This is a genomic window from Zavarzinia marina, from assembly GCF_021568905.1.
In the GTDB taxonomy this organism is placed as follows: domain Bacteria; phylum Pseudomonadota; class Alphaproteobacteria; order Zavarziniales; family Zavarziniaceae; genus Zavarzinia; species Zavarzinia marina.
Map to the genome: position 1 here is coordinate 246,980 of NZ_JAKGSB010000003.1, position 25,805 is coordinate 272,784.

Annotated in this window: 22 protein-coding genes; 13 read left to right on the plus strand and 9 right to left on the minus strand. The window is 68.1% G+C overall.

Annotation, left to right across the window (positions count from 1 at the left end):
• Positions 1–59: 59 nt before the first annotated feature.
• Positions 60–1,658, minus strand: coding sequence for an ABC transporter substrate-binding protein (locus tag L2U69_RS10030; protein WP_329605389.1), 1,599 nt, complete (start codon positions 1,656–1,658; stop codon positions 60–62).
• 342 nt (positions 1,659–2,000) lie between these two features.
• Between L2U69_RS10030 and L2U69_RS10035 the strand changes: the two genes are divergently transcribed.
• Complete coding sequence (locus L2U69_RS10035; protein ID WP_236106669.1) at positions 2,001–3,587, plus strand: hypothetical protein; 1,587 nt, start codon at positions 2,001–2,003, stop codon at positions 3,585–3,587.
• 28 nt (positions 3,588–3,615) lie between these two features.
• Here the strand turns inward: L2U69_RS10035 and L2U69_RS10040 are convergent, their stop codons facing one another.
• Entirely contained in the window at positions 3,616–4,092 is a 477-nt protein-coding gene (locus tag L2U69_RS10040; protein ID WP_236106670.1) for a hypothetical protein, read from the minus strand.
• 153 nt (positions 4,093–4,245) lie between these two features.
• Between L2U69_RS10040 and L2U69_RS10045 the strand changes: the two genes are divergently transcribed.
• Positions 4,246–5,067, plus strand: a complete 822-nt coding sequence (locus L2U69_RS10045; protein ID WP_236106671.1) for a hypothetical protein — start codon at positions 4,246–4,248, stop codon at positions 5,065–5,067.
• 1 nt (position 5,068) lies between these two features.
• Here L2U69_RS10045 and L2U69_RS10050 read toward each other — a convergent pair whose 3' ends face one another.
• From L2U69_RS10050 to L2U69_RS10060, 3 genes are all read right to left on the minus strand, one after another.
• Entirely contained in the window at positions 5,069–5,770 is a 702-nt protein-coding gene (locus L2U69_RS10050; RefSeq protein WP_236106672.1) for a lipid-binding SYLF domain-containing protein, read from the minus strand.
• A 61-nt stretch (positions 5,771–5,831) separates the two neighbouring features.
• Complete coding sequence (locus tag L2U69_RS10055) at positions 5,832–6,617, minus strand: ABC transporter permease (RefSeq protein WP_236106673.1); 786 nt, start codon at positions 6,615–6,617, stop codon at positions 5,832–5,834.
• On the minus strand, positions 6,617–7,390 hold the full coding sequence (locus L2U69_RS10060) for an ABC transporter ATP-binding protein (protein WP_236106674.1): 774 nt from the start codon (positions 7,388–7,390) through the stop codon (positions 6,617–6,619). Before L2U69_RS10060 ends, L2U69_RS10055 begins: the two co-directional genes overlap by 1 nt.
• A 185-nt stretch (positions 7,391–7,575) precedes the next feature.
• Here L2U69_RS10060 and L2U69_RS10065 point away from each other — a divergent pair, with 185 nt between their 5' ends.
• The 9 genes from L2U69_RS10065 to queG all read left to right on the plus strand — a co-directional run bounded on the left by L2U69_RS10065 (position 7,576) and on the right by queG (position 19,958).
• Positions 7,576–8,535: a complex I NDUFA9 subunit family protein gene (locus L2U69_RS10065; protein WP_236106675.1), complete on the plus strand. Its 960-nt coding sequence runs from the start codon at positions 7,576–7,578 to the stop codon at positions 8,533–8,535.
• 482 nt (positions 8,536–9,017) lie between these two features.
• On the plus strand, positions 9,018–10,460 hold the full coding sequence (locus L2U69_RS10070; RefSeq protein ID WP_236106676.1) for an NAD(P)-dependent oxidoreductase: 1,443 nt from the start codon (positions 9,018–9,020) through the stop codon (positions 10,458–10,460).
• A 17-nt stretch (positions 10,461–10,477) separates the two neighbouring features.
• The gene (gene gltB, locus L2U69_RS10075) at positions 10,478–15,019 is read left to right on the plus strand and encodes a glutamate synthase large subunit (protein ID WP_236106677.1); all 4,542 of its coding nucleotides are present in this window, start codon (positions 10,478–10,480) and stop codon (positions 15,017–15,019) included.
• A 176-nt stretch (positions 15,020–15,195) separates the two neighbouring features.
• Positions 15,196–15,549, plus strand: coding sequence for a hypothetical protein (locus L2U69_RS10080; protein WP_236106678.1), 354 nt, complete (start codon positions 15,196–15,198; stop codon positions 15,547–15,549).
• 11 nt (positions 15,550–15,560) lie between these two features.
• Positions 15,561–16,160 carry a hypothetical protein gene (locus L2U69_RS10085; protein WP_236106679.1) on the plus strand — a complete coding sequence of 200 codons (600 nt, stop codon included), beginning with the start codon at positions 15,561–15,563 and terminating at the stop codon, positions 16,158–16,160.
• The gene (locus tag L2U69_RS10090) at positions 16,144–17,460 is read left to right on the plus strand and encodes a DUF1513 domain-containing protein (RefSeq protein ID WP_236106680.1); all 1,317 of its coding nucleotides are present in this window, start codon (positions 16,144–16,146) and stop codon (positions 17,458–17,460) included. The genes L2U69_RS10085 and L2U69_RS10090 overlap by 17 nt, the downstream gene beginning before the upstream one ends.
• 54 nt (positions 17,461–17,514) lie before the next feature.
• The gene (locus L2U69_RS10095; RefSeq protein ID WP_236106681.1) at positions 17,515–18,096 is read left to right on the plus strand and encodes a nucleoside 2-deoxyribosyltransferase; all 582 of its coding nucleotides are present in this window, start codon (positions 17,515–17,517) and stop codon (positions 18,094–18,096) included.
• A gap of 45 nt (positions 18,097–18,141) precedes the next feature.
• Complete coding sequence (gene fzlA, locus L2U69_RS10100) at positions 18,142–18,810, plus strand: FtsZ-binding protein FzlA (RefSeq protein WP_236106682.1); 669 nt, start codon at positions 18,142–18,144, stop codon at positions 18,808–18,810.
• Positions 18,811–18,812: 2 nt separating this feature from the next.
• Complete coding sequence (queG, locus tag L2U69_RS10105; protein WP_236106683.1) at positions 18,813–19,958, plus strand: tRNA epoxyqueuosine(34) reductase QueG; 1,146 nt, start codon at positions 18,813–18,815, stop codon at positions 19,956–19,958.
• Here the strand turns inward: queG and L2U69_RS10110 are convergent.
• Complete coding sequence (locus L2U69_RS10110; protein WP_236106684.1) at positions 19,927–20,670, minus strand: tetratricopeptide repeat protein; 744 nt, start codon at positions 20,668–20,670, stop codon at positions 19,927–19,929. The genes queG and L2U69_RS10110 overlap by 32 nt on opposite strands.
• A gap of 44 nt (positions 20,671–20,714) precedes the next feature.
• Between L2U69_RS10110 and L2U69_RS10115 the strand changes: the two genes are divergently transcribed.
• A complete protein-coding gene (locus tag L2U69_RS10115; RefSeq protein WP_236106685.1) occupies positions 20,715–21,572 on the plus strand; it encodes an SDR family oxidoreductase in 858 nt (285 codons plus the stop codon).
• 179 nt (positions 21,573–21,751) lie between these two features.
• Positions 21,752–22,144 carry an MAPEG family protein gene (locus L2U69_RS10120; RefSeq protein WP_236106686.1) on the plus strand — a complete coding sequence of 131 codons (393 nt, stop codon included), beginning with the start codon at positions 21,752–21,754 and terminating at the stop codon, positions 22,142–22,144.
• Positions 22,145–22,277: 133 nt separating this feature from the next.
• Here L2U69_RS10120 and L2U69_RS10125 read toward each other — a convergent pair whose 3' ends face one another.
• The 3 genes from L2U69_RS10125 to ccrA are packed head-to-tail and all read right to left on the minus strand — an operon-like array spanning position 22,278 to position 25,718.
• The gene (locus L2U69_RS10125) at positions 22,278–22,697 is read right to left on the minus strand and encodes a PaaI family thioesterase (protein WP_236106687.1); all 420 of its coding nucleotides are present in this window, start codon (positions 22,695–22,697) and stop codon (positions 22,278–22,280) included.
• 2 nt (positions 22,698–22,699) lie between these two features.
• On the minus strand, positions 22,700–24,394 hold the full coding sequence (locus tag L2U69_RS10130; protein WP_236106688.1) for an acyl-CoA dehydrogenase family protein: 1,695 nt from the start codon (positions 24,392–24,394) through the stop codon (positions 22,700–22,702).
• A 46-nt stretch (positions 24,395–24,440) separates the two neighbouring features.
• Positions 24,441–25,718 carry a crotonyl-CoA carboxylase/reductase gene (ccrA, locus tag L2U69_RS10135; RefSeq protein ID WP_236106689.1) on the minus strand — a complete coding sequence of 426 codons (1,278 nt, stop codon included), beginning with the start codon at positions 25,716–25,718 and terminating at the stop codon, positions 24,441–24,443.
• Between the last annotated feature and the right edge of the window lie 87 nt (positions 25,719–25,805).

The window sequence follows — 25,805 nt, forward strand, 5'->3', positions numbered from 1 at the left end:
CCGGCCTTCGCCGGGGCGACGCGCGAAAGAGACGAGGTGGAAAGCGAGGGGTTACCCCCTCACTTCATGTCGACTTCCTTGAACTCGTGGCTGCCCAGCGGGCTGATCTTGTAGTTCACCACCTTGTCGCTGATCGGCTCGGAGACGATCGAATGGGCGATCACGAACCAGGGGGCCTCCCTGTGGAAGACGACCTGGGCTTCCTCGTAGAGCTTGGTGCGTTCCGCGGTGTCGGGGACGGTCTGGGCCTTGCGCACCAGATCGTCGAATTCCTTGTCGCACCACTTGGCGATGTTGGAGCCGCCGGGACGCGCGGCATCGCAACCGAGCAGATTGTAGAGGAAATTGTCGGGATCGCCGTTGTCGCCGGTCCAGCCCAGCTGACACATGTCGTGCTCGCCGGCCTGGCAGCGCTTGCGATATTCGCCCCATTCGTAGGTGACGACCTTCGCATTCAGGCCGACCTTGGCCAGATCCGCCTGGATCAGCTCGGCGATCTTCTTGGCGTCCGGGTTGTAGGGGCGCTGCACCGGCATGGCCCAGACGTCGGTCTCCATCGGCGTGGTCACGCCGGCTTCCGCCAGCATCGCCTTCGCCTTCTCGGGATCATAGGGGTAATCCTCGATACTGTCGTTATAGGACCAGATGGTGGGCGGGATCGGGTTCTTGGCCGGCTGGCCGGCGGCGCCATAGACCGCCTTGATGATCGCTTCCTTGTCGATCGCCATCGACAGCGCCTGCCGCACCTCCGCCTTGTCGAAGGGCGGCTTCTGGGTGTTGAAGGCCATGTAGCCGACATTGAGGCCCGGCTGCTGCAGCAGGGTGACGCCGGCCGTGCCCTTCATGGTCTCCAGGTCCTGCGGATTGGGATAGGGCATGACCTGGCATTCGTCCGCCTTCAGCTTGGCCCAGCGGGTCGAGGCGTCGGGCGTGATGGCGAAGATCAGATTGTCGAGCTTCGGCTTGCCGGCCCAATAGTCGTCGAACGCCGTGTAGCGGATGACCGCGTCCTTCTGATAGGCGACGAAGGTGAAGGGGCCGGTGCCGACCGGCTCCTGGTCGACCTTCTCGGGCGTGCCGGCCTTCAGCATGGCATCGGCATATTCGGCCGACAGGATGGCGGCGAAATCCATGGCCAGATTGGCGATGAAGGGAGCGTTCGGCTTGGTCAGGACGAAGCGGACGGTATAGTCGTCGACCTTCTCGATCGAGCCGATCAGATCGGCCATGCCCATGTCGCCGAAGTAGTCGTAAGAGCCGCCGGAGACGCCGTGATAGGGGTTGTCCGCCTTCCACATGCGCTCGAACGAGAACAGCACGTCGTCGGCGTTGAAGTCGCGCGTCGGGGTGAAGGTCTTGCTGGCATGGATCTTCACGCCCTGGCGCAGCTTGAATTCATAGGTCAGGCCGTCCTCGGAAACGGTCCAGGATTCGGCAAGGCCCGGGCGGGTCTGGGTGGTGCCCGGAATGAAGTCGATCAGCCGGTCGTAGACCGGACGCGCGGCATCGAAGGAGGTGCCGGTGGTGTTGAGCTGCGGGTTGAAATTCTCGGGGCTGCCTTCCGAGCAGTAGACGAGGGTCTTCGCCGCCTGGGCCTGGCCGGCGAAACCGAAGCCCAGCGCCGCGGCCGTCACGGCGGCGGTCGCCAGCGTCCGCATGGCTCCCGACGACTGCATACCCGACCGCGTGCCCGATCGCATTGTTGCCGTCCGCCCCATTTTCGACCGTCGAGTCATGATTCCCTCCGTGATGCCATCCCGGGGCAGGCGCCCTTCGCGCCGCCCGCGGGACAAAGACTAGATCCGTTCCGTTGATCGTGACGAGCGCATTTTTCCTCGCAATGCGCGATTTCACGCGATCATCGCGGGTATCGGCCCCACCGCCGCGGCCCCCGGCCGGTCCCCGAGGCACCGGTCGGGGCACTGGTCGGGGCACTGGTCAAGGCGGCGGCGAATGGGCATGATGTCGCCCCTGTTCCGGTTCTGCGGTTTCGCCTTCTCATGCCTTCCTTCCTCGCTTCCGCCCGCCGTCTTCCGGTATTCGCCCTGGCCGCCGCGCTGCTCGTGCCGGGGGCCGGGGCGCAGGCGGCGGTTGCCGCCGTCAACCTGATCGAAACCGCCCTCGCCAGCGCGACCCAGATCCCCGATGTGAACGAACGCGGCCTGGTGGTTTCGACCATCGCCGAGGAACGGGCCAAGGCGGGTGACTGGGCGGCGGTCGACGACATCATCGGCCGGATCGAGGACGCGCCGGTGCGCGACGACGCCCTGACCCAGGGGGCGCTGATCGCCGCCGGCAAGGGCGAGGCGGAGCGCGCCGCCGCCCTGGTCGGGCGGATCGTCGACAGCGACGGGCGGGGCGATGCCAGCGCCGCCGTCGCCTCGGCCCTGGTGCGCCAGGGCTCGGTCTCCGTCGGGATCGCGCTGGCCCGCGCCGTGGAGGATCCGGAACAGCGTTTCCGGGCCCTGGTGGAGGTCGCCCGCGCCATGGCCGGGCGGCGCGATCCGGCGGCCGGCCGCGTGCTGGACGATGCCGTGCGCCTGCTCGCCGTGATCGGCGATCCGGGCCTTCTCGGGCGGCTGCGCCAGACGGCGGCGGCGGCGGCGATCGACATGGCGGACGTGCCCCGCGCGCTCGCCATCGCCGACAGTCTCGAGGAGGCGCAGCGCCGGCTCCAGGTCCTGCGCCGGGCGGCATTGCGCTTCGGCCAGAAGGGCCTGAGGCAGGGCGCGCTCACCGCCGCCGACCTCGTGCTCGATCATCTGGGAGAGGCGCCGGACGCGCGCGAGCAGGCCTTCATTCTCCTCGACATGGGGACCGCGCTCGGCCTCGCGGGGGACGACGGCAGGGCCCGCCAGGCCTTTGCCGGCGCGGTCGAGGCGGTGCGCGGCCAGACCCCCGAGACCCTGGACGAAATCGAGAGCATGGTGCCCGCCGCCGCCATTGCCGGCGGTCTCGTCGGCTATGGCATCGAGGCGGCGCGGGGCCGGTCCGACCCCATGGTGCGCGACATCGCGCTCCGCGGTGCCGTCGCCGCGCTGGCCGACCGCCACCGCCTGGCCGAGGCCCGCGCCGTGGTCGAGGAGATCACCGACGTCCAGACCCGCGATGCCGCCCTTCAGGCCGTGGTCGGCGGCGCCGCCGATGCGGGCGACCTGCCCATGGCGCTCGAGGCCTGCGAGGCGATCACGGGCCAGCAGGCGCGCCAGTCGGCGATCGGCGCGCTGGCCGAACTGCTCGCCCGCTCGGGGGATGCCGAGGGGGCTTTCCGCTCGCTGCAGCGCATGGCCGAATCGCCGGAGCGCGAGGATGTCGCTCTCGAACTCGCCAGCATCTTCGCCGAACGCGGCAGGGTCGACGCGGTGACCACCGCCGTCGCCGAACTCCAGAGCACGGGCAACCGCGACATCGGCGCCGCCAATCTGGCGCTCGCCCAATTGGCGGCGGGCGATCTCGATGCCGCCTATGAGATCGGCCGCAATCTCGGCGAACCGACCCTGCGCGCCCTGGTCCTGGCGCGGATCGCCACGGCGCTCGGCACCGGTACGCTGGAGGCCCCGCCGACGGAGACCGGCGCCAGCGAATGAGGCCGGGGCCGGCGAATGAAACCGGCGCTCAGGGAACCTGTTCTTCTTCCGTTTCGTCCTCGGGCCTGGACGGCAGGGCATAGAGATCGACGGGCGGGGGCGGCGTGACCGCCACCGAGGGCGGCACGAAACTGTCGACGCAGAACAGGATGTTGCCGCCGCCGACGATGCCGTCGACCTTGCCGCCCGGGCCGACCAGGGCGGTGACGTCGCATTGCTGATCGACGGCCTCGCCCTTGACCATCACTTCGCCCTTGCGGCGCCAGACCGCGATCTTGCCGCCGTCGCTGCTGTCGCGCTGCTGGGTCGGCGGGCCCAATTCGTCGATCATGCGGGTCAGGGGGCCGCCGTGATAGCGTTCCATGTGGTCACCGAAAGCGGCGCGGGCGGGCGCCGTCACGTCCGGCGCGGGTTGCGGTGCCGGCGCCGGGCGAGGCTTGGCGCAGGCTCCGGTCATCAGGGCGGCGCAAAGGACGGCGAAGGACAGGACGGGGAACGAATGCAAGGCGGCCTCGAGCGGGAATGACGGAACCTAGCCGCTCGCCGCCCGTCCCGGAAGGCCTCTTGTCGCGAAGGAACGGTGCCGCGACAATGCGGGCCGTGCAATGGAGACCGCGGGAACCGAGGGAAGCGGTGGGGCCAGGGGGATTTCGGGCCGGTGATCGCGCAAATCGTCGATGAACTCGCCGCGCAGCCGGCGGGCCCGGTCCTGGTGGCACTGATGATCGACCGCCTGTGGCCGCGCCGCCGCGCGCTGGCCCCCCGGCCGGTGACGCGGGCGGTCGAGGACCTGACGCGCCGGTTGAACCGGCCCGAACGGCCGGTGGAGACGCGGCAGTCCCGGGGCTTCCTGTTGTGGGCCGTGGTGGCGCTGGCGGCGCTCGCCTGCGGGCGGGTGCTGGCGGAAGGCCTGTCCCATTGGGCGGGGCGCGACATCGCGCTGGGTGTCGAGATCCTGCTGCTGGCCGCTGGCATCGGCTTTCAGGGCGCGCGGGCGGCGGCACGGCGCGCCGTCGCCGGGGTCGAGGGCATGGCGCCCGGCCGCGCGGTTCAGGTCGGCCGGGTCGCCTGCGACCGGCTGGCGCTGCGTTTTTCCGACGGCGTGGTGGGGATCACGCTCGGCTACATGCTGCTGGGCCTGCCCGGCGCCTTCCTGGTGAAGGCGGGGCAATGGCTGGTCGAAGGGCTCGAAACCGTGCCGGAGGATCGCTTCGTCCTGGCCGTCCGGGCGGCCCATGGCATCGTCACGGCCCCGGCGTCCTTCCTCGCCGCCCTGCTGATCGGCTTCGGCCGCTGGCCGGGGCCGGCGTTGCTGCCGCCGCCGGCGGTGCGGGCCCTCGGTGCCTCGCTCGACGCCGCCGGGCTGGTGGCGACGGTGCCCGCCGCCCGATTGGCGGGGGCCCGGACCCTGGTGGACCGGGCCCACGCGCTCTGGTTCGTGCTGCTGCTCGCGGGCAGCGTCGCGGCCGCCCTGCTCTAGGTCAGGCGCGGGCGGCCCGGACCAGGGCGGCCTTCAGGGCATTGGCGCCCGCATTGTCGACCAGGCGGTTGACCACGATGTCGCGCGGGTTCACCGCCTTGCCGTAATAGGCCCGGTTCCAGCTCTCGGCCGAGAGGATGCCGGCGCCCTCGAGCGAAGCCCCCGCGAAGAGACCCTTCGAGCGGGCATAGGAATAGATGTCGGCGCGGAAATTGGTGGTGGTCGCCGCCTCGACGCCGGTGCCGACCGGGCCGACCGCGACCGAGGCGTCGGCGCCCAGCTTCATCTCGTTCTTCAGGATGGCTTCGAGGCCGCGCGCATTGTTGATGACCAGCACGACTTCCGACGATTGGGCGCCGACCTGCAGGCCGACGGACCCGGCGGCCAGCGTGTAGAAGGCGGGCGCCGACCAGCTGCCGTTCGAGGCGCTGCGGCCCAGCAGCAGGCCGTCGCCGCCAGAACCGCCGATGATGAAACCGGCCTTCAGGAGCTGCGGCACCACGAGACAGCCGTGAGAGCGGGCCAGGAAGGCACGCATGTCGCCGTAGGAAGGTTCCTGACCGAGGCTGTCGATGGTGATGCGCGCCCGGTCCACCAGTTCCTGCTGTTCGCTGGCGGCGAAGGCGGGGGCGGCGGCGACGCCTGCGATGGTGATGGCGGTGATCGCGCCGCCCATCAGGTCGCGCCGCGAGATCGTCTGCATGTCGGTATTCCTTCCGTTTCCTCGATATGATTAGAAAACCGGCGATCGCATCCGGTTCCCGTCATTCTCCCATCTGCAACAGGCGGCCGTTCCGGCGCGCGGCGCCATGAAAGCCGAGAAACGCGGCAATCCCAAGGCCGAGATAAACCAGATCGAGGAGCGCCCCCATCACCAGGTGATGCGGATCCAGGGTGCCGTCCAGCAGCAGGGCGCGCATGCCCTCGAAGACATGGGTCGACGGCAGGGCCAGCGCGATCGGATGCAGGAATTCGGGCAGCACCGCGACCGGATAGAACACCGCCGACAGCGGCGCGATGGCGAAGACGAGGCCCCAGGCCAGCGCCTCCGCCCCGAGGCCGACGCGCATGATCAGCCCGGCGATGAAGAAGGACACGGCCCAGCCCATGGCCATCAGGATGGCGAAGAATGCGGCCAGCGCCAGACCCATGCCGTAGACGGAATAGCCGAAGAACCAGATCGCCAGCAGGCTGGTCGGGATCATGCCGACCAGGGTGCGGAGCAGGCCGACGAAGGCCAGCGCCAGCATCATCTCGACCGGGCGCAGCGGACTCGCCAGCAGATGGCCGAGGTTGCGGGAATACATTTCCTCGAGAAAGGACATGGTGGTGCCCAATTGGGCGCGCAGCAGCACGTCCCACAGGATCGCGGCGCCGAGAAGCGCGGCCACGCCCTGCAGCGCGGGGCCGTTCACGGGGGTGAGGAACAGGGTGATGAAGCCCCAGGTCAGCATCTGCACGGTCGGCCAGTAGACGAGATCGATCAGCCGCGGCCAGGACGAGCGCAACAGATACCAGTGACGGAGCGCAAGGGCGCCGATCCGGCCCATCACGGCGAAATCCCTCCGTCCTGCCGGCCCGGGCCGCCGCCGATGTCGCGTCCACGGGCGATGTCGAGGAAGACCGCCTCCAGATCGTCGCGGCCATAGCGGGCCAGCAGGCCGGCCGGCGTGTCGTGGTCGACCACCTTGCCCTGGCGCATCATGAGGACGTCGGCGCACAGCCGCTCCACCTCGGCCATATTGTGGGAGGCGAGCAGGATGGCGGCCCCGCTCTCGCGCTGATAGTCGAGGAGATAGCGCCGCACCCAGTCCGCCGTGTCGGGATCGAGGGAGGCGGTCGGCTCGTCGAGGAGGAGAAGGCGCGGCCGGTTGATCAGGGCCTTGGCCAGCGCGACGCGCGTGCGCTGGCCGGCCGACAGCCGCCCGGTCGGCCGGCGCAGCAGATCGCTCAGGTCCAGCCGCTCCGCCATTTCGGCGACCCGGCGGCGCGGCTCGGCCACGCCATAGAGGCGGGCGAAGACCGTCAGGTTCTCCGCCACCGTCAGGCGGTGCGGCAGATCGACGTAGGGGGAGGAGAAATTCATCGCCGCGCGCGCCTTCGACGGCGCCGCGGCCATGTCCGCGCCTTCGAGCCGGATGGTGCCGGCGGTCGGCGCGACGAGGCCCAGGATCATGGCGATCAGGGTGGTCTTGCCGGCGCCATTGCCGCCCAGAAGCCCGGTGACGGTGCCGGGCGCGATGCCGAAACTGACGCCGTCCACCGCCTTCACGGGCCCGAAATGCTTCACCAGGCCGTCGACCGCAAGGACCGGGGACGCCAAAGCGGTGGGCGATGCGGAATCGGGTATGGGCTCGGGGGCGGCGTCGGACACGCCTGCATGATGCCAAAGGGCGCATACCGTGCAAGGCCGGATACCCCGCCAAGGTCGACGTCCGGCGGGATTGGCGGGAACGCCCGGATTGGATATGGTGCGCGAAAGCTGATCGCGTTTGCAGGGGTGTATCCATGGCCGACAGGCTGGTGACGGTATTCGGTGGTTCCGGTTTCGTCGGGCGCTACGTCGTCAAACGGCTGGCCAAGAAGGGCTGGCGCGTGCGGGTCGCGGTACGCCGCCCGCAGGAAGCGGGCTTCCTGCGCCCCATGGGCGACGTCGGGCAGGTCGTCCTGGTCCAGGCCAACGTGCGCCACGGGCCGTCCATCAAGGCGGCGGTCGAGGGCGCGGACGCGGTCATCAATCTGGTCGGCATCCTGTCGGAGACCAGCAGCCAGAGCTTCCACATGGTCCAGGCCGAAGGCGCGAAGCGCGTCGCCCTGGCGGCCCGGGAAGCCGGCGTCGCGCGCTTCGTCCAGATGTCGGCGATCGGTGCCGATCCCCAGTCCGAATCCGAATACGCCCGCACCAAGGCCATGGGCGAGACGGCGGTGAAGGAAGCCTTCCCCGGCGCCGCCATCGTGCGCGCCTCGCTGATCTTCGGGCCGGAGGACAAGTTCTTCAACCGCTTCGCCAATATGGTGCGCTACGTCCCCGCGCTGCCCCTGATCGGCGGCGGCGAGACCAGGTTCCAGCCCGTCTATGTCGGCGACGTCGCGGATGCCGTCGTGGCCCTGGCCGAGGGCGAGGTCGCCCCGGCCGAAACGCCCTTCGAACTGGGCGGGCCCACGGTCTACAGCTTCCGCGAACTGATGGAAGTGATCCTGAAGGCGACCGAGCGCAAGGCCGCGCTGATCTCCGTGCCCTGGGCCATCGCGCGCATGCAGGCCGCCGCCATCGGCTGGCTGCCCGGCGCCCCGATCACGACCGACCAGGTGAAGCTGCTCGAGACGGACAATGTGGTGGCGGAGGGCGCGCCCGGGTTCGAGGCTTTCGGCATCACTCCGGATTCCGTCGAGGCGATCGTGCCGGCCTATCTGATCCGTTTCCGCAAGACCGGGCAGTACAGCACGCCGAGCGCGGCCGAAGGCTGACCCGGCGCCGTTCGCCGATCGGGCCGCCCGAAGCCAGCCGCTTCGGGCGGCCTTTTCGTTTTGGCGGCAGGAATTTTGCGTCTGCGAATGATGTCGCGCGAAACAGGCTCGACGGTTTCCGAAAAATCGTTTCAAATCAAGGCTGTCGGGCCCGCCGGCCGGGGTGGGGCCGGTTCTGCCGCGCCGCGATATAGTTCTCATTTCGGTACTATTTTTGCCTAAAATCTGATCGCTGCAGCCGATAACCTGTGCGTTCTTCGGAAAATAGGTCAGTAAAGTTTCCCTAAAGCTGATTTTTTGCTTTGCGATCGGAAAAATTGCGCGTATCTACGAACCATATCCGGCGGCCCGCCCCCGGGAAGCCGTGACGTGCGCGCCGCGCCGACGGCGCTTCCCGATGGTGCAGGGGCCGCGCAGACAGGGCCGGCAAACAGCGCCGGCGAACAGGGCCGATCGACACTTTGGGCCGTGAGGAGTGCGCCATGGCTGAGAACAAGATGCTGAAATTCGTCTCGCGCGAGCAGGAGATGCCCGCGAAGCGCGCCGCCGACGACCGGGTGAAGGACTTCGGCGAGATCTACGCGAATTTCGTCCAGCCCTCGGCCCAGGATCAAGCCGGGCGCTGCTCGCAATGCGGCATTCCCTTCTGCCAGGTCCATTGTCCGCTCTCGAACAATATCCCCGACTGGCTGAAGCTGACCGCCGAAGGCCGTCTGCAGGAAGCCTATGAACTGTCCCAGGCGACCAATTCCATGCCGGAAGTCTGCGGCCGCATCTGCCCGCAGGATCGCCTGTGCGAAGGCAATTGCGTGATCGAGAAGGATTTCAACTCGGTCACCATCGGCTCGGTCGAGAAATTCCTGACCGACACCGCCTGGGAGAAGGGCTGGGTTAAGCCGCGCCTGCCGCGCAAGGAGATCGGCCTTTCGGTCGGCGTCATCGGTGCCGGGCCCGCCGGCCTCGCCGCCGCCGAGATGCTGCGCGCCAAGGGCTACGAGGTCCATGTCTACGACCGCTACGACCGCGTCGGCGGCCTGCTGATCTACGGCATCCCGGGCTTCAAGCTGGAAAAGACGGTGGTCAACCGCCGTGCCGAGCTGCTCGAGGCCCAGGGCGTCAAGTTCCACCTGAACTTCGCCGTCGGCACCGACGCCAGCCTCGATGATCTCCGCGAGAAGCACGACGCGATCCTGATCTCGACCGGCGTCTACAAGGCGCGCGACGTCGCCCTGCCGGGGGCCGGGCTCGACGGCGTGCTGCCGGCCATGACCTATCTGACCGCCTCCAACAAGGTCTCCATGGGCGACAAGGTGCCGGAATACGAAAGCGGTGAATTGAACGCCAACGGAAAGCACGTCGTCGTCATCGGCGGCGGCGACACCGCCATGGACTGTGTCCGCACCGCCGTCCGCCAGGGCGCCAAATCGGTGAAATGCCTCTATCGCCGGGACAAGGAGAACATGCCGGGTTCCCAGCGCGAGGTGAAGAACGCCGAGGAGGAAGGCGTCGAATTCGTCTGGCTGTCGGCGCCGCAGGCGTTTCTCGGCGACGGCAAGGTGACGGCGGTGAAGGCGAACCGCATGCGTCTCGGCCTGCCGGATTCGAGCGGCCGCCAGACGCCCGAGGTGATCGAGGGTTCGTCGGTCAATCACCCGGCCGATCTCGTCATCAAGGCGCTGGGCTTCGATCCCGAGGAACTGCCGCTGATGTTCGGCGCGCCGGAACTCGCCGTGTCGCGCTGGGGCACCCTGAAGGTCGACTTCCGCACCCAGATGACCAGCCTCGACGGCGTCTTCGCCGCGGGCGACATCGTCCGTGGCGCCTCACTCGTGGTCTGGGCGATCCGCGACGGCCGCGACGTCGCCGACCAGATGCACCTTTACTTGAAGGCAAAGGCCGAAGCCGGCCTCGCCAAGGCCTCCTGAGCGTCGGAGGGACGGATATGAGCAAGAAGATCGAGAGCGGTTCGGAATTCGTCGCCCATTGGCTGGCGGAAACGGCGCGCCTGGACGCCCAGGGCATGTATGCCCATGAGGACGAGAAGGACAGTTGCGGCGTCGGCCTCGTCGCGGCCATCGACGGCAGCCCGCGCCGCGAAGTGGTGCGCGCCGGCATCGACGCCCTGAAGGCGGTCTGGCACCGCGGCGCGGTCGATGCCGACGGCAAGACCGGCGACGGCGCCGGCATCCACATCGAGATCCCGCAGGACTTCTTCACGGACCATGTCCGCGCCACCGGCCATGCGCCGTCCGACCGCGGGCTCGCCGTCGGCATGGTGTTCCTGCCGCGCACCGATTTCGGCCAGCAGGAAGCCTGCCGGACCGTGGTCGAGCAGGAGATCCTGAACTTCGGCTTCTACATCTACGGCTGGCGCCAGGTGCCGGTCGACATTTCGGTCATCGGCGAGAAGGCGAACGCCACCCGCCCCGAGATCGAGCAGATCATGATCGAACACCCGGCGGACCTCTCCGCCGACGAATTCGAGCGCAAGCTGTTCATCATCCGCCGCCGGATCGAGCGCCGCGCGCTCGAGGCCAATCTGTCGACGGATTTCTATCTGTGCTCGCTGTCGTGCCGCTCGCTGATCTACAAGGGCATGTTCCTCGCGGCCGATCTCGAGAATTTCTATCCCGACCTGACGGACGAGCGTTTCGTCTCCTCCTTCGCGATCTATCACCAGCGCTATTCGACCAACACCTTCCCCAAGTGGAAGCTGGCGCAGCCCTTCCGCATGCTCGCCCACAACGGCGAGATCAACACCTGGAAGGGCAACGTCAACTGGATGAAGAGCCATGAGATCCGCATGGTCTCGGAAGCCTTCGGCGAATATTCCGACGACATCAAGCCGGTGATCCAGCCGGGCGGCTCCGACTCGTCCTCCCTCGACAATGTCTTCGAGGTGCTGGTGCGCGCCGGGCGTTCCGCGCCGCTGGCCAAGACCTTCCTGGTGCCGGAAGCCTGGTCGAAGAAGTCGACCATGCCGGACGCGCATCGCGCCATGTATGCATATGTCAATTCGGTGATGGAGCCCTGGGACGGTCCGGCGGCGCTGGCCATGACCGACGGGCGCTGGATCGTCGGCGGTCTCGACCGGAACGGCCTTCGTCCCATGCGCTACACGATCACGCGCGACGGCCTCCTCGTCATGGGGTCCGAGACCGGCATGGTGCTGCTGTCCGAAGCCGACATCGTCGAGAAGGGCGCGCTCGGCCCCGGCCAGATGATCGCTGTCGACCTCGGCGAGGGGCGCCTCTATCACGACCGCGAGATGAAGGACAAGCTGGCGGCGGCGCATCCCTACGTCGAATGGACAAAGTCGATCGTCGAACTGGACGAGAAGATCAGGCCGGCCAAGGAACCCGTGCCCTACGAGCGCGCCGAACTGCGCATGCGCCAACTCGCCGCCGGCATGTCGCACGAGGACATGGAACTGATCCTCCAGCCCATGGTGGAGGACGGCAAGGAAGCCATCGGTTCCATGGGCGACGACGCGCCGCTGGCCGTCCTGTCCGAGAAGTACCGGCCCCTGCACCATTACTTCCGCCAGAACTTCAGCCAGGTCACCAACCCGCCCATCGACCCCCTGCGCGAGCATCGGGTGATGAGCCTGAAGACGCGCTTCGGCAACCTGAAGAACGTGCTGGCCCAGGATTCCAGCCAGGCCAACGTCCTGGTGCTGGAAAGCCCCGTCGTCTCCTCCGGCGAGCTTCTGGAGTTGAGGAAATACATGGGCGACTCGCTCGCCGAGATCGACTGCACCTTCCCGGCCAAGGGTGGGCCCGACGCGCTGAAGGGCGCGGTCGCGCGAATCCGCCAGGAGGCGGAGGATGCGGTGCGCCAGGGCTATGGCCATCTGATCCTGAGCGACGAGGCGATTTCCGACGACCGCGCGGCGATCCCCATGGTGCTGGCCGTCGGCGGCATCCACAGCCATCTCGTGCGGCGCGGGTTGCGCACCTTCACCTCGTTGAACGTGCGCTCGGGCGAATGTCTCGACACCCATATGTTCGCCGTGCTGATCGGCTGCGGTGCGACCACGGTGAACGCCTATCTGGCCGAAGCCTGCATCGCCGACCGGCTGGAACGGGGCCTGTTCCCCGGTCTCAGCCACGCCGACTGCATCGCCCGCTTCAAGGAGTCCATCAATCAGGGACTTCTGAAGATCATGTCGAAGATGGGGATCTCGGTGGTCTCCTCCTATCGCGGCGGCTACAACTTCGAGGCCGTCGGGCTGTCGCGCGCCCTGGTCGCCGAATTCTTTCCCGGCATGCAGTCGCGCATCTCCGGCATCGGCCTGCCCGGCATCCAGAAGAAGGTGCTGGAACTCCATGCCCGCGCCTTCGACGCCGAAGTGGCGTCGCTGCCAGTCGGCGGTCTCTACCGCTTCCGCAAGAGCGGCGAGCTGCACGCCTGGGAAGGCGGGCTGGTCCACCTGCTGCAGCAGGCGGTCTCCAGCGACAGCTATACGCTCTACAAGAAGTACTCCCAGGGTATTCACGCAAGGGCGCCGATCTCGCTGCGCGATCTCCTGGAGTTCAAGCCGGCGGGCGTGCCGATCCCGATCGAGGACGTCGAATCGATCACCTCGATCCGCAAGCGCTTCGTAACCCCCGGCATGTCGCTGGGCGCGCTTTCGGCCGAGGCCCACGAGACCCTGACCATCGCCATGAACCGGATCGGCGCCAAGGCCGATTCCGGCGAGGGCGGCGAGGGCCGGGAACGCTTCACGCCGCGCGCCAATGGCGACAATGCCAATTCGCCCATCAAGCAGGTGGCGTCGGGCCGTTTCGGCGTCACGGCGGAATATCTGAACCAGGCCCGCGAGCTGGAGATCAAGGTCGCCCAGGGCGCCAAGCCCGGCGAGGGCGGCCAGCTCCCCGGCTTCAAGGCGACGGTCGAGATCGCGCGCCTGCGCCATTCGACGCCGGGCGTCACCCTGATCTCGCCGCCGCCGCACCACGACATCTATTCGATCGAGGATCTGGCGCAGCTCATCTACGACCTGAAGCAGATCAACCCGACGGCCAGGGTCTGCGTGAAGCTGGTCGCGGGCTCGGGCATCGGCACCATCGCCGCCGGCGTCGCCAAGGCGAAGGCCGACGTGATCCTGATCTCCGGCCATGTCGGCGGCACGGGCGCCTCGCCCCAGACGTCGATCAAATATGCCGGCCTGCCGTGGGAAATGGGCCTGACCGAAGCCAATCAGGTGCTGACCCTGAACCGGCTGCGCCATTCGGTGACGCTGCGTACCGACGGCGGCATCAAGACCGGCCGCGACGTCGTCATGGCCGCCCTCATGGGGGCGGAGGAATATGGCGTCGGCACCGCCAGCCTGGTCGCGCTCGGCTGCATCATGGTCCGCCAGTGCCAGTCGAACACCTGCCCGGTCGGTGTCTGCACCCAGGACCCGGCGATGCGCGAGAAGTTCGACGGTTCGGCCGAAAAGGTCGTGAACCTGTTCTCCTTCATCGCGGAGGAGGTGCGCGAGGTTCTGGCTTCGCTGGGCCTGCGTTCGCTGGACGAGGCGATCGGCCGGGTCGACCTGCTGCGTCAGGTCAGTCGCGGTCATCACCACCTCGACGATCTCGACCTCAACCCCCTGCTGGTCACGCCGGATTCGGGTCCCTATGCCCGCCATTCGGTGATCGAGGGCCGGAACGAAGTGCCCGAGACCCTGGACGCCCAGATGGTCAAGGATGCGGCGGCGGTCTTCGAGCGCGGCGAGAAGATGCAGCTGACCTATTCCATCCGCAACACGCAGCGCGCCATCGGCACGCGCCTGTCGTCCCATGTCGTCCGCAAGTTCGGCATGGACGGGCTGGACCACGGCCATATCGAGGTCTCGCTGCGCGGCTCCGGCGGCCAGTCCCTGGGCGCCTTCGCGGTGAAGGGCGTGAAGCTGAAGGTTTACGGCGACGCCAACGACTATGTCGGCAAGGGCCTCTCCGGCGGCACCATCGTGGTCCGCACCACCACCTCCTCGCCGCTCGTCCCGCAGGAGAACACGATCATCGGCAATACGGTGCTCTATGGCGCCACCGCCGGCTATCTGTTCGCCGGCGGCAAGGCGGGCGAGCGCTTCGCCGTCCGCAACTCGGGTGCGACGACGGTGATCGAGGGCTGCGGCTCCAACGGCTGCGAATACATGACCGGCGGCACGGCGGTCATCCTCGGCCCGGTGGGCGACAACTTCGGTGCCGGCATGTCGGGCGGCATGGCCTTCCTCTACGACCCGCACGACGATTTCCCGATGCGGGTGAACGACGAGACCGTGGTCTTCCAGCGCCTCGCCTCCGCCCATTGGGAAGGCGTGCTGAAGGAACTGGTCGAGCGCCACATGGCGGAGACAGGCTCGCCGCTGGCGACCCGCCTGCTCTCGGACTGGGAGCGCGAGATCGATCGTTTCTGGCAGGTCTGCCCGAAGGAGATGATCAAGCGTCTGGCGCATCCGCTGTCGGACGAATCGGCGCTGAAGACCGCCTGACGCGACGCGGGCTCGAACGAACGGCCGGGGATTCCCCGGCCGTTTTTCGTTCAGCCGCCGGATGCGGCATTCAGGGAAAATTGATCCAGCGCATATTTGCGCCGCCCGTCCCGCCCTATGGTTCTCCATGTCGAGATCGTGAAATAAGGGCTGAAGACATGCGGAAACGACTGGGGTTGAGCGCGGCCTTGGGGGCGGCACTCATCATCGCGGGGGTGCCGGCATCGGCATCGTTCGCAGCCGAAAAGCCGATCCTGGGCGACATGACGGTGGACAATGAGGCGCCCGTGCAATGGGTGCGCGACGCTCTCGTGCGCTATCAGCGCGCCACGGGCCGTTGGCCCGCCGATCTCGGCACCCTGGTGGCGTCGGCCGAGAAAGATCCACAGCCGATCGACATGACCGCCTTCGCCGACGCGCGCTATTCGGTCGAGACGCGGGACGGCGCCGCCGTCGCCCTGTTCGAATTCACCATGGCCGGCACCGGTGCCAAGGGCGCCTTCGCCGTGTCCTTCTTCGAAGTCCGTTGAGGGGGCGTGCCATGACCATGAAGACCATCCATCGCATCGTGCTTGCGTCCTGTCTCGTCGGCGGTCTCGGCGGCTGCGGGGCGTTGATGGACTATGCCGACGCCATCAACGAATACGGCGCGAATCAGCCGCAGCCCGAAAAGCCGCTCGACATCGACAAGGTCGACGCGGCGGTCCGCAAGGCGTCCAGCGAGACGGCGGGCACCACGATCTACAGCAATGTCTTCAACCTGTCGGGCGGCAGTTGCGTCGATGCCTCGAAGACGCGCGGCCAGGCGATCGCCAGTTCCCTTCAGGACATGAAGGACAAGGGCGACATCCCGTCCGACCATACGGTCAAGGTCTATACCTACAGCGGCTATCGCGTGCCCGGCATCGAATACGGCAGCCTGCACACCTATACGGTGACGCAGCTTTCGGACGGCACGGGCAAGCCCGTCGCCACCTGGACCTCGGACAATTACCTGGGGCCGAGTTCGGTCACCAAGCTTCCCGGCGACGGTGGCTACGGCAATTGGAGCGATCCGCTGACCGAGGAGGTCAAGCCGCCGAAGCCGACGTCCGACGATGGCGGCCCCGGCGAGCGGAAGGGCGGTGGCGGTGGCCACTGACGGTGGCGCTTCCGGCCGGTCGCCGATCACCCGGCGCCGGCTGCTGACGGTGGCGATGGCGGTGCTCGGCGCCGCCACCGCCGAAGCCGGCCCCCTCGCCGGAATGGCCGGGGCGGCGACATCGCCCGGCCGTCTCCTCGTACCGGGGTATCGCAGCCTGGAAGCCCTGGGGCGTGGCGGCCTGCTCGTCGACCAACCGGGCGTCGCCCGGCTGCCGGCGGGATGGGACGGTCCCCGGACGCTGCTCTCCGTCCTCGATCTGGCGGCGCCGGACGCGCCGCCGCGCCGGGCGGCCTATCCGCTGCGTGGCCATGGCACGGCGCTGGTGCCGGCGGCGGGCATCGGGATCTTCGCCGGGATGGAGGGGCGGACCATGGTGGCCTTCGATGCCGCCAGCCTCGACCTCGTCGCCATGGCCGAAACCCTGCGGCCGGGCTGGCATTTCGGCGGTCACGCCGTCGCCCTGCCGGACGGGCGCCACATCGCCGTCACCGAACGCGCGCCGGCGGTGCCTGCGGGCCCCGACCGCGCGGGCGATCTCGCCCGGATGGCCGGCCGCGTCGTCATCCGCGAGGCGGCGAGCCTGCGTCCCGTCGCCGATTTCTCCAGTCATGGCCTGCGCCCCCACGACATCCGGCTGACGGCGGACGGGCGCCATCTGGTGGTCGCCAATTACGGCAGCACGGTGGTCGCGGACGGCGATTTCGCCCTCACCACCATTCCCCACATCCTGGCGCCCTGCGCCGCGATCATCGAACTGGCCAGCGGCAAGCTGGTGGCGCGTTTCGCCCCCGCCGATCTGCGCGCCGAATTGCGCCATCTGGCGGCGCCCGCCCTCGACCGGGTCTTCGCCGTCCTGGCGCGGCTGGAGGCGGCGGCATCGGGCGGTTCGGCCGGCGGCGATCCGGTGGCGGGACCCGGCCTGACCTACGCCCCGGCGGCACCGGTCCGCCGCGACGGCGCAGAGGCGGTCCCGCTGATGAAGGGCACCGAGGACCGCGCCCGCCAGGCCCTGTCGATCGCTCACGACCCCGCGACCGACCGCGTCTGGATCACCTTTCCGTCCAGCCATCTCGTCGCCGTCTTCGACGGCGCCGGCGGGCGCACCTTGCGGCTGATCGAAACCGACCGGCTCGGCCTTCACTGGCCCTGCGGCATCGCGCCTTCAGCGGACGGGCGGCACTGGCTGGTCACCGGCTATTGGGGCGGCATGCTGTCCCTCGATGGCACGACGTTGCAGCCGGGCCCCGTCAACGCGGCACCGCTCTGGTGGGGCCACAGCCATACGGTGACCGGCTAGGGCCGCGTGACGATCGGTTCCGGTCTATGATGTCCGGGTTTACGCGAGTCGCTCATGCCCTCACTCAAGATCTATCTCGCCGGGCCCGAGGTCTTTCATGCCGAGGCGGTGGCGCTCGGGCGGGCGAAACAGGCGCTTTGTGCCGCTTTCGGTTTCGAGGGGCTCTATCCCCTGGATGGCGCGGCGCCCGGGGACGGGCTTTCGCCGCAGGAGGCGGGCGTGGCCATCTTCCGCGCCAATATCGCGCTGATTCGCGAGGCGGATGCGGTGATCGCCAACCTCAGCCCGTTTCGCGGGCCCGGTGCCGATGCCGGCACCGTGTTCGAGGTCGGCTTCGCCCTCGGCCGGGGCAAGCCCGTCCTTGGCTATCGCAATGTGATCGACGGCTATCGCGATCGGGTGGCGGCCTGGAACGGCGCCCCCCTCGGCAAGGATGCCGAGGGCCGGCCCGTCGATCGCGACGGTCTGCTGGTCGAGGAATTCGGCTTCGGCGACAATCTGATGATCGATGCCGCACTCATCGAGGGCCGGGTGCCGGTCGTCACCCATGCAGCCCCGGCGGGTGCGGCGATGACCGATCTCTCCGCCTTTTCGGCCTGCCTGCTGCGGCTGCGCGATCTCCTCGCGCCCGGATGACGGACGATCTTGCCCGCCGCCCGGACGGCCCCTAAAGTCGCGGCCATGCGCATCCTTCACCACATGCCCCTGTCGCCATTCAGCCGCAAGGTCCGGCTCGCCCTCAAGGAAAAGGGGCTCGACTTCGAACTGAGCCAGGAGAGGGTCTGGGAGCGACGTCCCGAGTTCCTGGCGCTCAATCCCGCGGGACAGGTTCCCGTGCTCGAGGACGAGGGCGGGCAGGTGGTCGCCGATTCGAGCGCCATCGTCGAATATCTCGACGAAGTCTATCCCGAACGCCCGATGCTCGGCCGGAACGCCGCGGAACGCGCGGAGACCCGGCGCATCGTCGCCTGGTTCGACGGCAAGTTCCACGCCGAGGTCGGCCTCAACCTGGTGTTCGAGAAGGTGACCAAGCGCTTCTTCGGCCTGGGCAATCCGGATTCGGCGGCGCTGCGGATCGGCAAGCAGTTCATCGGCCCGCATCTCGATTATATCGCCGAATTGTCGGAGCGCCGGCGCTGGCTGGCGGGCAGCGAATTCGGTCTCGCCGACATCGCCGCCGCCGCCCATCTGTCGTGCATCGACTATCTGGGCGACGTGCCGTGGGAGGATTTCCCGCGCGCCAAGGATTGGTACGCCCGGGTGAAGTCGCGGCCCAGTTTCCGGCCCCTGCTGGCCGACAGTGTCGCCGGCATGCGGGCGCCGCCCCATTACGCCGACCTCGACTTCTGACCATGGCGGGCGCCGCCGATCCCCGCATCGCCCTCGGCGCGGAAGCTCGGCGGCTCGGCTTCGACCAGGTGGGCTTCGCCGCCCCCGATGCGATCGCCCATCTCGGCCGCGACGGGCTGTTCCGCCATTGGCTGGCGGAAGGCCGCCACGGCGACATGGAGTGGATGGCGGAAACCGCCGGGCGCCGCGCCGATCCCCGCCGGCTCTGGCCCGAGGTCCGCTCGATCGTCATGGTCGCCTCGAACTACGGGCCCGAAAGCGTCAACGACGATCTGCTGGCCCGGCGCGACCGGGGCGTGATCGCCGCCTATGCCCGCATGCGCGACTATCACGACGTCATGAAGGGCCGGCTCAAGATGCTGGCGCAATGGGCGGCCCGGAAACTCCCGGCCGAAGTGAAGGTCTTCGTCGATACGGCGCCCGTCATGGAAAAGCCCCTGGCCCAGGCCGCGGGCATCGGCTGGCAGGGCAAGCACAGCAATCTGGTCAGCCGCGAGCATGGCTCCTGGCTCTTCCTCGGCGCGCTCTTCACCACGGCGGACCTTTCGCCCGACGTGCCGGAAGCGGATCATTGCGGCACCTGCCGGCGCTGTCTCGACGTCTGCCCGACCGATGCCTTCCCCGCGCCCTATCAACTCGACGCGCGGCGCTGCATCGCCTATCTGACCATCGAATACGCGGGCGTGATCCCGGCCGAATTCCGCGCCGCCATCGGCAATCGCATCTATGGCTGCGACGATTGCCTGGCGGTCTGCCCCTGGAACAAATGGGCCGAAGCCTCGCATGACGCCAAACTGTCGGAGCGGGCCGACCTGGCGGCGCCCCGACTGGCCGAAATGGCGATGCTGGACGATGCCGGCTTCCGGCAATTCTTCGCGACGACGCCGGCGAAGCGCATCGGGCGCGACCGTTTCCTGCGCAACGTCATGATCGCCATCGGCAATACGGGGGATCCGGGCTTCCTGCCCGTCGTCCGCGCCCGGCTGGATGACGACAGCCCGCTGGTCCGGGGCATGGCGGTCTGGGCCCTGGGCCGGCTGGCGGGGGCGCGGGCGGGGATCGAGGCGGCGGGACGGGACGAGCCCGATCCGTCGGTACGCGCCGAATGGGCGGCGCTTACTGGCCCTTCGTCTTCTCCAGGGCCTTGAGGCTGGCGTCGGCGGCGTCGCGGATCGGGCCGGCGGGGGCATTCGCCTTGACCGCCTGCCAATCCTGGCCCGCGCCCTTGCGGTCGCCCCGGATCAGGCGGATGCGGCCCCGCTCGAGGAGGATCGCCGGCTCGTCCGGGGCAAGGCGCAGCGCGCGTTCGACGGCCCCCAGCGCCTCGTCCGGCTTGCCCGCCTCGCGCAGCGCCGTCGCAAAGAGGAGATAGAGTTCGGGGTCGCCGTCGTCGATCTGCACCGCCGCGTCGAGGTCGCGCACGGCGCGCGGCCAATGGCCGAGGGCGGCATAGGCCCGCGCCCGGTCCGCCAGGGTCTCCGGATCGTTCGGCGTATTGTTCAGGGCGCGGGTGAAGGCGGCGACGGCGAGATCCGGCTTGCCGTCCAGCATGCGGATATTGCCGAGCTGGCCGAGCAGGGCGGCCGCCTCGTAGGGATTGGCGGTCTGGTCGATCAGCCGGCTCAGGCGCTCGGCCCCCGCCGCATAGCGTTGCAGCGCCACTTCGGCGAGGACGGCGCAATGCTGGGCGCCGGGATCGTCGGTGCGGGCGGCCCAATTGATCGCGGCCTTATAGCCTTCGCCCGGCGACTGTTCGACCAGGGCCGTGCATTCGCCATAGGTGATGGCCCGCGCCCCGCCGGTGGCGAGCAGCGCCAGCGAAAAGGCGAGAAGGGGGGCGACTTGTCTGATCGGCGGCATGGTGCCTAAAGTCCTTCGTCCTCTATCGCGATGCAAGGCCGCGCATGCCCCGCCTGTTCTGTTTCGGTCTCGGTTACACGGCGCTCGCGCTGGCGGAGATAGTGCGGGCCCGTGGCTTTTCCGTGGCCGGCACGGTCAGAAGCCCGGAAAAGGCCGATCGCCTGCGCGCCCGGGGGCTGGAGGTTCATCTGATGGACCGCGACCGCCCGCTGGCGGATTTCGGCGCCGCGCTCGCGGGGGCCAGCCACATCCTTTCGACGGTGCCGCCGGATGCGGCGGGGGATCCGGTGCTCGATCTCCATGGCGCGGATCTGGCGCGCCTTCGCGGCATCGAATGGGCCGGTTATCTCTCGACCACCGGGGTCTACGGCGATCGGGGCGGCGATTGGGTGGACGAGGAATCGCCGCTGGCCCCGGTCTCGGACCGGGGCCAGCGGCGGGTCGCGGCGGAAGCTGGCTGGGCCGCGACCGGCCTGCCGCTCCATGTTTTTCGCCTGCCGGGGATCTATGGTCCCGGCCGGAATGCCATCGCCCAGCTCCGCGCCGGCACGGCAAGGGCCATCGTGAAGGAAGGCCAGGTGTTCAGCCGCATTCATGTCGACGACATCGCGGCGGCGCTGGCGGCCTCGATCGCGGCACCGAACCCGGGGCGCGCCTATAATATCTGCGATGACGAGCCCGCGCCGCCCTGGGCGGTGATCGAGCATGCCGCCGATCTGGCCGGCCTGCCCCGGCCGCCGCGTGTCGATTTCGAGGCGGCGGACCTGAGCCCCATGGCCCGCAGTTTCTGGGGCGAATCGAAACGGGTTTCGAATCGGCGCATGCGCGCGGAATTGGGCGTCACCCTCGCCTATCCGACCTATCGCGAAGGCCTCGCCGCGCTGCTGGCCGCCGGCGCGTGAAATGCCGGCACCCGCGTGGAGGCTGTGGCTGGCGGCATATTTCGCCTGACGTCGGGGCGGCAAGGGTTTCGCCGTATCGCCGTCGAATCCCCGGGGGCGAGCGTGAAGGTTCGCTTTCCGGCTGCGCCGAGTGCTGCTATCTCTCCGCTGTTGCGCATAACAACTAGGGGGGAGACCCTATGTCCATCGCAGTGATCTGTATCCTGATCGCAATCCTCATGCCGGCGCTGACCAACATCGTCGGCAAGGTTTCGGCGGGTAAGGACTACGACAATAATTCGCCGCGCATCTGGCTGGAGAAGCAGACCGGCTGGCGCCAGCGCGCCTATTGGGCCCACAACAACCACAACGAGGCGGTCGCGCCCTTCGTCGGCGCGGTCATCCTGTGCTTCGTCGCCGGCATCGACAAGGCGTGGCTGGACCAATGGGCGATGATCTATATCGCCGTCCGTCTGGTCTATACCGCGATCTATCTCGCCAATATCGGTGCGCTGCGCACCCTGGTCTGGATGGGCGGTGCCGCCATTGTCGTCTGGATGCTGATCAAGTCGGGCATGGCGCTCGCCGCCTGATCCGATGAAATAACGCGTCGTCCAGGCAGAAGGCCGGGACCACGTGAAAGAGAAGGCGCCCTTCGAGCGAGGGGCGCCTTTTTTGTTGAAAGGCCCCGGCCTACGCCGGGGCGACGTAAATAGGGCGAGGGGATCAGCCGATCCGTAGCAGCTTCGCCGTCGCCGAGGCGCGGACGAGAAGGCTGTCGTCCGGGCCCAGCAGATCGCCTTCGAGGAAGGTGATGGAGCGGCCGAGGCGCAGCACGCGGCCCTTGGCGCGGACGGTGCCGGGCATGACCGGCTCGAAATAGGAGAGTTTCAGTTCCAGGGTCGGGGGCACGAAGCGCCCCTCGGTCGAGAGAATCAGCGCGACCGCCATGACGTCGTCCAGCATGGCGGCCTGAAAGCCGCCCTGGACGACACCACGGGGATTGCAGAATTCCGGCTTGCCCTCGAAGGTCGCCTCCAGTTCGCGCGCGGCGGCATCGAAACGGACCAGGGAAAAGCCCAGATGGGCGGAACAGGCGGGCAGGGCCTGCGCGCCGAAGCGCGCCGCCACATCCACCGCATCCATGATCAGTTGCCGCCTTCCAGCAGGCGGCGGGCGATGACGTTGGCCTGGATCTCGGCCGCGCCCTCGAAGACGTTGAGGATGCGGGCGTCGCACAGCACGCGGGAGATCGGATATTCCTCGGCATAGCCGTTGCCGCCGTGGATCTGCATGGCGTTGTCGGCGGTCGCCCAGGCGACGCGCGCCCCCAGCAGCTTGGCCATGCCGGCCTCGAGGTCGCAGCGCCGTTCCGCATCCTTCTCGCGCGCGGCGAAGAAGGTGATCTGGCGCGCGATCATGACCTCGACCGCGGCCCAGGCCAGCTTGCCGTAGACGCGCGGGAAGGCATAGATCGGCTTGCCGAACTGGACGCGTTCCTGGGCATAGCGCAGCCCGAGTTCCAGGGCGCATTGGGCGACGCCGACGGCGCGCGCGGCGGTCTGGATACGGGCCGATTCGAAGGTGGTCATGAGCTGCTTGAAGCCCTGGCCTTCCTTCTGGCCCAGCAGGTTCTCCGCCTTCACCTCGAAGCCGTCGAAGCCGATCTCATATTCCTTCATGCCGCGATAGCCGAGCACCTTGATCTCGCCGCCGGTCATGCCGGGGGTGGGGAAGGGCTTGTCATCGTCGCCGCGCTGCTTTTCGGCGAGGAACATCGAGAGGCCCTTGTAGCCCGGCTCGGCCGGATTGGTGCGGGCCAGCAGGGTCATCACGTCGGCGCGGGCCGCATGGGTGATCCAGGTCTTGTTGCCGGTCACCTTGTAGACGTCGCCGTCCAGCACCGCCCGGGTGCGCAGCGAGCCGAGGTCGGAGCCCGTGTTGGGTTCGGTGAAGACGGCGGTCGGCAGCAGTTCGCCGCCGGCGATCAGGGGCAGCCACTTCTGCTTCTGATCCTCGGTGCCGCCGGCCATGACCAGTTCGCAGAAGATCTCGGCGCGGGTGCCGAGGGAGCCGACGCCGATATAGCCGCGCGACAATTCCTCGGTCACCACGCACATGGCGGTCTTGCCCATGCCGTGGCCGCCGTATTCCTCCGGCAGGGTCAGGCCGAAGACGCCCAGTTCCGCCAGTTCCGAAATGATCTCCAGCGGAATGAATTCATCCTTCAGGTGCCATTCGTGGGCAAACGGGATGACCTTGTCCTCGGCGAAGCGGCGGAAGCTGTCGCTGACCATGGCCATGGTCTCGTCCAGGCCCATGTCGCCGAAGCCGGACGAAAGGCCGTCGGCGATGCCATCGGCGATCGCCGCGCGGACGGCGGCGGTATTGCCGGCATGGAGCAGGGCGGAGACGCCGGGCACCGCCATATAGGCCTCGACCTGTTCCTCGGTCAGGCCGTAGTCGGCAGGGCGGACGACCTCGCCCTGGCTCATCGGGATGCCGCCCTCGATCTGGGCCAGATATTCGCCGAAGCCCGCCTGCAGCATCAGGGTTTCGAGACGGCCCAGCTTGCCCTCGGCCTTCAGGTTCTCGGCCCAGTGCAGGAGCTGGCGCAGGCTCTCGACATAGGTCGCGAGCCAGGCGAGGCCGTGGGCGGCGAACTGCTCGGTCTCGAGCTTGGCGCCCGAGACCTTGCCGTCGATGGCGACCTTGGCGAAGACGGCCGCCTTCGCCTGACCGAGGAGCTTGTCCGCCGCGTCTACCGCTTCCGCCGCCTTGCCGAAGAGATCGGCCAGGACGATGTCGGTAGCGGCTTCGGTGGATGTGGCGGCAAGGCTCATGGCGCGCTCCTCGGGTACTTCTCTACGTGTTGCTCTGTCTTGTTCTTCAGCGGCCGGCGTAACCGGCTTCGATGGTGTCTTCCATCGTGCGCAGGCCCGGATATTTGGCCGAGACCATCACCGCCATGTTGCCGGGCTTGTGCTGGTTCTTCCACATCTTGGTATGCGCGCGCGGAATATCCTCGAAGGAGAAGACTTCCGACATGCAGGGATCGAGGCGGCGCTCGATCACGAGCTGGTTCGCCTGGGACGCCTGCATCAGGTTGGCGAAGTGGCTGCCCTGGATACGCTTCTGGCGCATCCAGACGAAGCGGGCGTCGAAGGTGATGTTGAAGCCCGAGGTGCCGGCGCAGAACACCACCATGCCGCCGCGCTTCACGACGAAGGTGGAGACCGGGAAGGTCGCCTCGCCCGGGTGCTCGAACACGAAGTCGACGTCGTTGCCCTTGCCGGTGATGTCCCAGATCGCCTTGCCGAACTTGCGCGCTTCCTTCATGAAGGCGTCGAATTCCGGCGAATTGACCTTGGGCAGCTGGCCCCAGCACTTGAAGTCGTTGCGGTTGATCACGCCCTTGGCACCCAGCGACATGACGAAGTCGCGCTTCGTCTCGTCCGAGATGATGCCGATCGGGTTGGCGCCCGAGATCGAGATGAGCTGGATCGCCATGGAGCCGAGGCCGCCCGAGGCACCCCAGACCAGGACGTTGTGACCCGGCCGCAGGATGTGCGGGCGATGGCCGAACAGCATGCGATAGGCGGTCGCCAGCGTCAGGGTGTAGCAGGCGCTCTCTTCCCAGGTCAGGTGCTGCGGGCGCTTCATGAGTTGGCGCGCCTGCACGACCGTGAACTGGGCGAAGGAACCGTCGGCGGTCTCATAGCCGTAGATGCGCTGGGACGGCGAGAACATCGGGTCGCCGCCGTTGCACTCTTCGTCGTCACCGTCGTCCTGATTGCAATGGACCACGACTTCGTCGCCGACCTTCCAGCGCTTCACCTTGGCGCCGACCTTCCACACCACGCCCGACGCGTCGGACCCGGTGATGTGATAATCCTTCTTGTGGACGTCGAAGGTGGAAACCGGGATGCCCAGGCTGGCCCAGACACCATTGTAGTTGACGCCGGCGGCCATCACGAGCAGCAGGACCTCGTCCTCGCCGATCTCGGGCACGGGCATCTTCTCGAGCTGCATGCCTTCCTCGGGCGGGCCGTGGCGCTCGCGGCGGATCACCCAGGCGTACATTTCCTTCGGCACATGGCCAAGCGGCGGAATCTCGCCAATTTCATAAAGATCCTTGATCGGCAGGCCCGTCGTGGTCACGGTCATCTCAGTCCCTCGCGCTCCGTCGTTCGTCCGTCGGGTCGTTGATCGCCCCGTTTGCCGGTTCCACCCAGATCATATTGCATCGTGGTG

Coding starts and splice junctions, on each gene's coding strand:
- ccrA (WP_236106689.1), bottom strand. CDS start 25,718: ATGACCGTGACCACGACGGGCCTGCCGATCAAGGATCTTTATGAAATT.
- queG (WP_236106683.1), top strand. CDS start 18,813: ATGGCGGGCGCCGCCGATCCCCGCATCGCCCTCGGCGCGGAAGCTCGG.
- L2U69_RS10125 (WP_236106687.1), bottom strand. CDS start 22,697: ATGGATGCGGTGGATGTGGCGGCGCGCTTCGGCGCGCAGGCCCTGCCC.
- L2U69_RS10115 (WP_236106685.1), top strand. CDS start 20,715: ATGCCCCGCCTGTTCTGTTTCGGTCTCGGTTACACGGCGCTCGCGCTG.
- fzlA (WP_236106682.1), top strand. CDS start 18,142: ATGCGCATCCTTCACCACATGCCCCTGTCGCCATTCAGCCGCAAGGTC.
- L2U69_RS10095 (WP_236106681.1), top strand. CDS start 17,515: ATGCCCTCACTCAAGATCTATCTCGCCGGGCCCGAGGTCTTTCATGCC.
- L2U69_RS10120 (WP_236106686.1), top strand. CDS start 21,752: ATGTCCATCGCAGTGATCTGTATCCTGATCGCAATCCTCATGCCGGCG.
- L2U69_RS10055 (WP_236106673.1), bottom strand. CDS start 6,617: ATGGGCCGGATCGGCGCCCTTGCGCTCCGTCACTGGTATCTGTTGCGC.
- L2U69_RS10110 (WP_236106684.1), bottom strand. CDS start 20,670: ATGCCGCCGATCAGACAAGTCGCCCCCCTTCTCGCCTTTTCGCTGGCG.
- L2U69_RS10130 (WP_236106688.1), bottom strand. CDS start 24,394: ATGAGCCTTGCCGCCACATCCACCGAAGCCGCTACCGACATCGTCCTG.
- L2U69_RS10050 (WP_236106672.1), bottom strand. CDS start 5,770: ATGCAGACGATCTCGCGGCGCGACCTGATGGGCGGCGCGATCACCGCC.
- gltB (WP_236106677.1), top strand. CDS start 10,478: ATGAGCAAGAAGATCGAGAGCGGTTCGGAATTCGTCGCCCATTGGCTG.
- L2U69_RS10070 (WP_236106676.1), top strand. CDS start 9,018: ATGGCTGAGAACAAGATGCTGAAATTCGTCTCGCGCGAGCAGGAGATG.
- L2U69_RS10035 (WP_236106669.1), top strand. CDS start 2,001: ATGCCTTCCTTCCTCGCTTCCGCCCGCCGTCTTCCGGTATTCGCCCTG.
- L2U69_RS10030 (WP_329605389.1), bottom strand. CDS start 1,658: ATGCGGACGCTGGCGACCGCCGCCGTGACGGCCGCGGCGCTGGGCTTC.
- L2U69_RS10065 (WP_236106675.1), top strand. CDS start 7,576: ATGGCCGACAGGCTGGTGACGGTATTCGGTGGTTCCGGTTTCGTCGGG.
- L2U69_RS10085 (WP_236106679.1), top strand. CDS start 15,561: ATGACCATGAAGACCATCCATCGCATCGTGCTTGCGTCCTGTCTCGTC.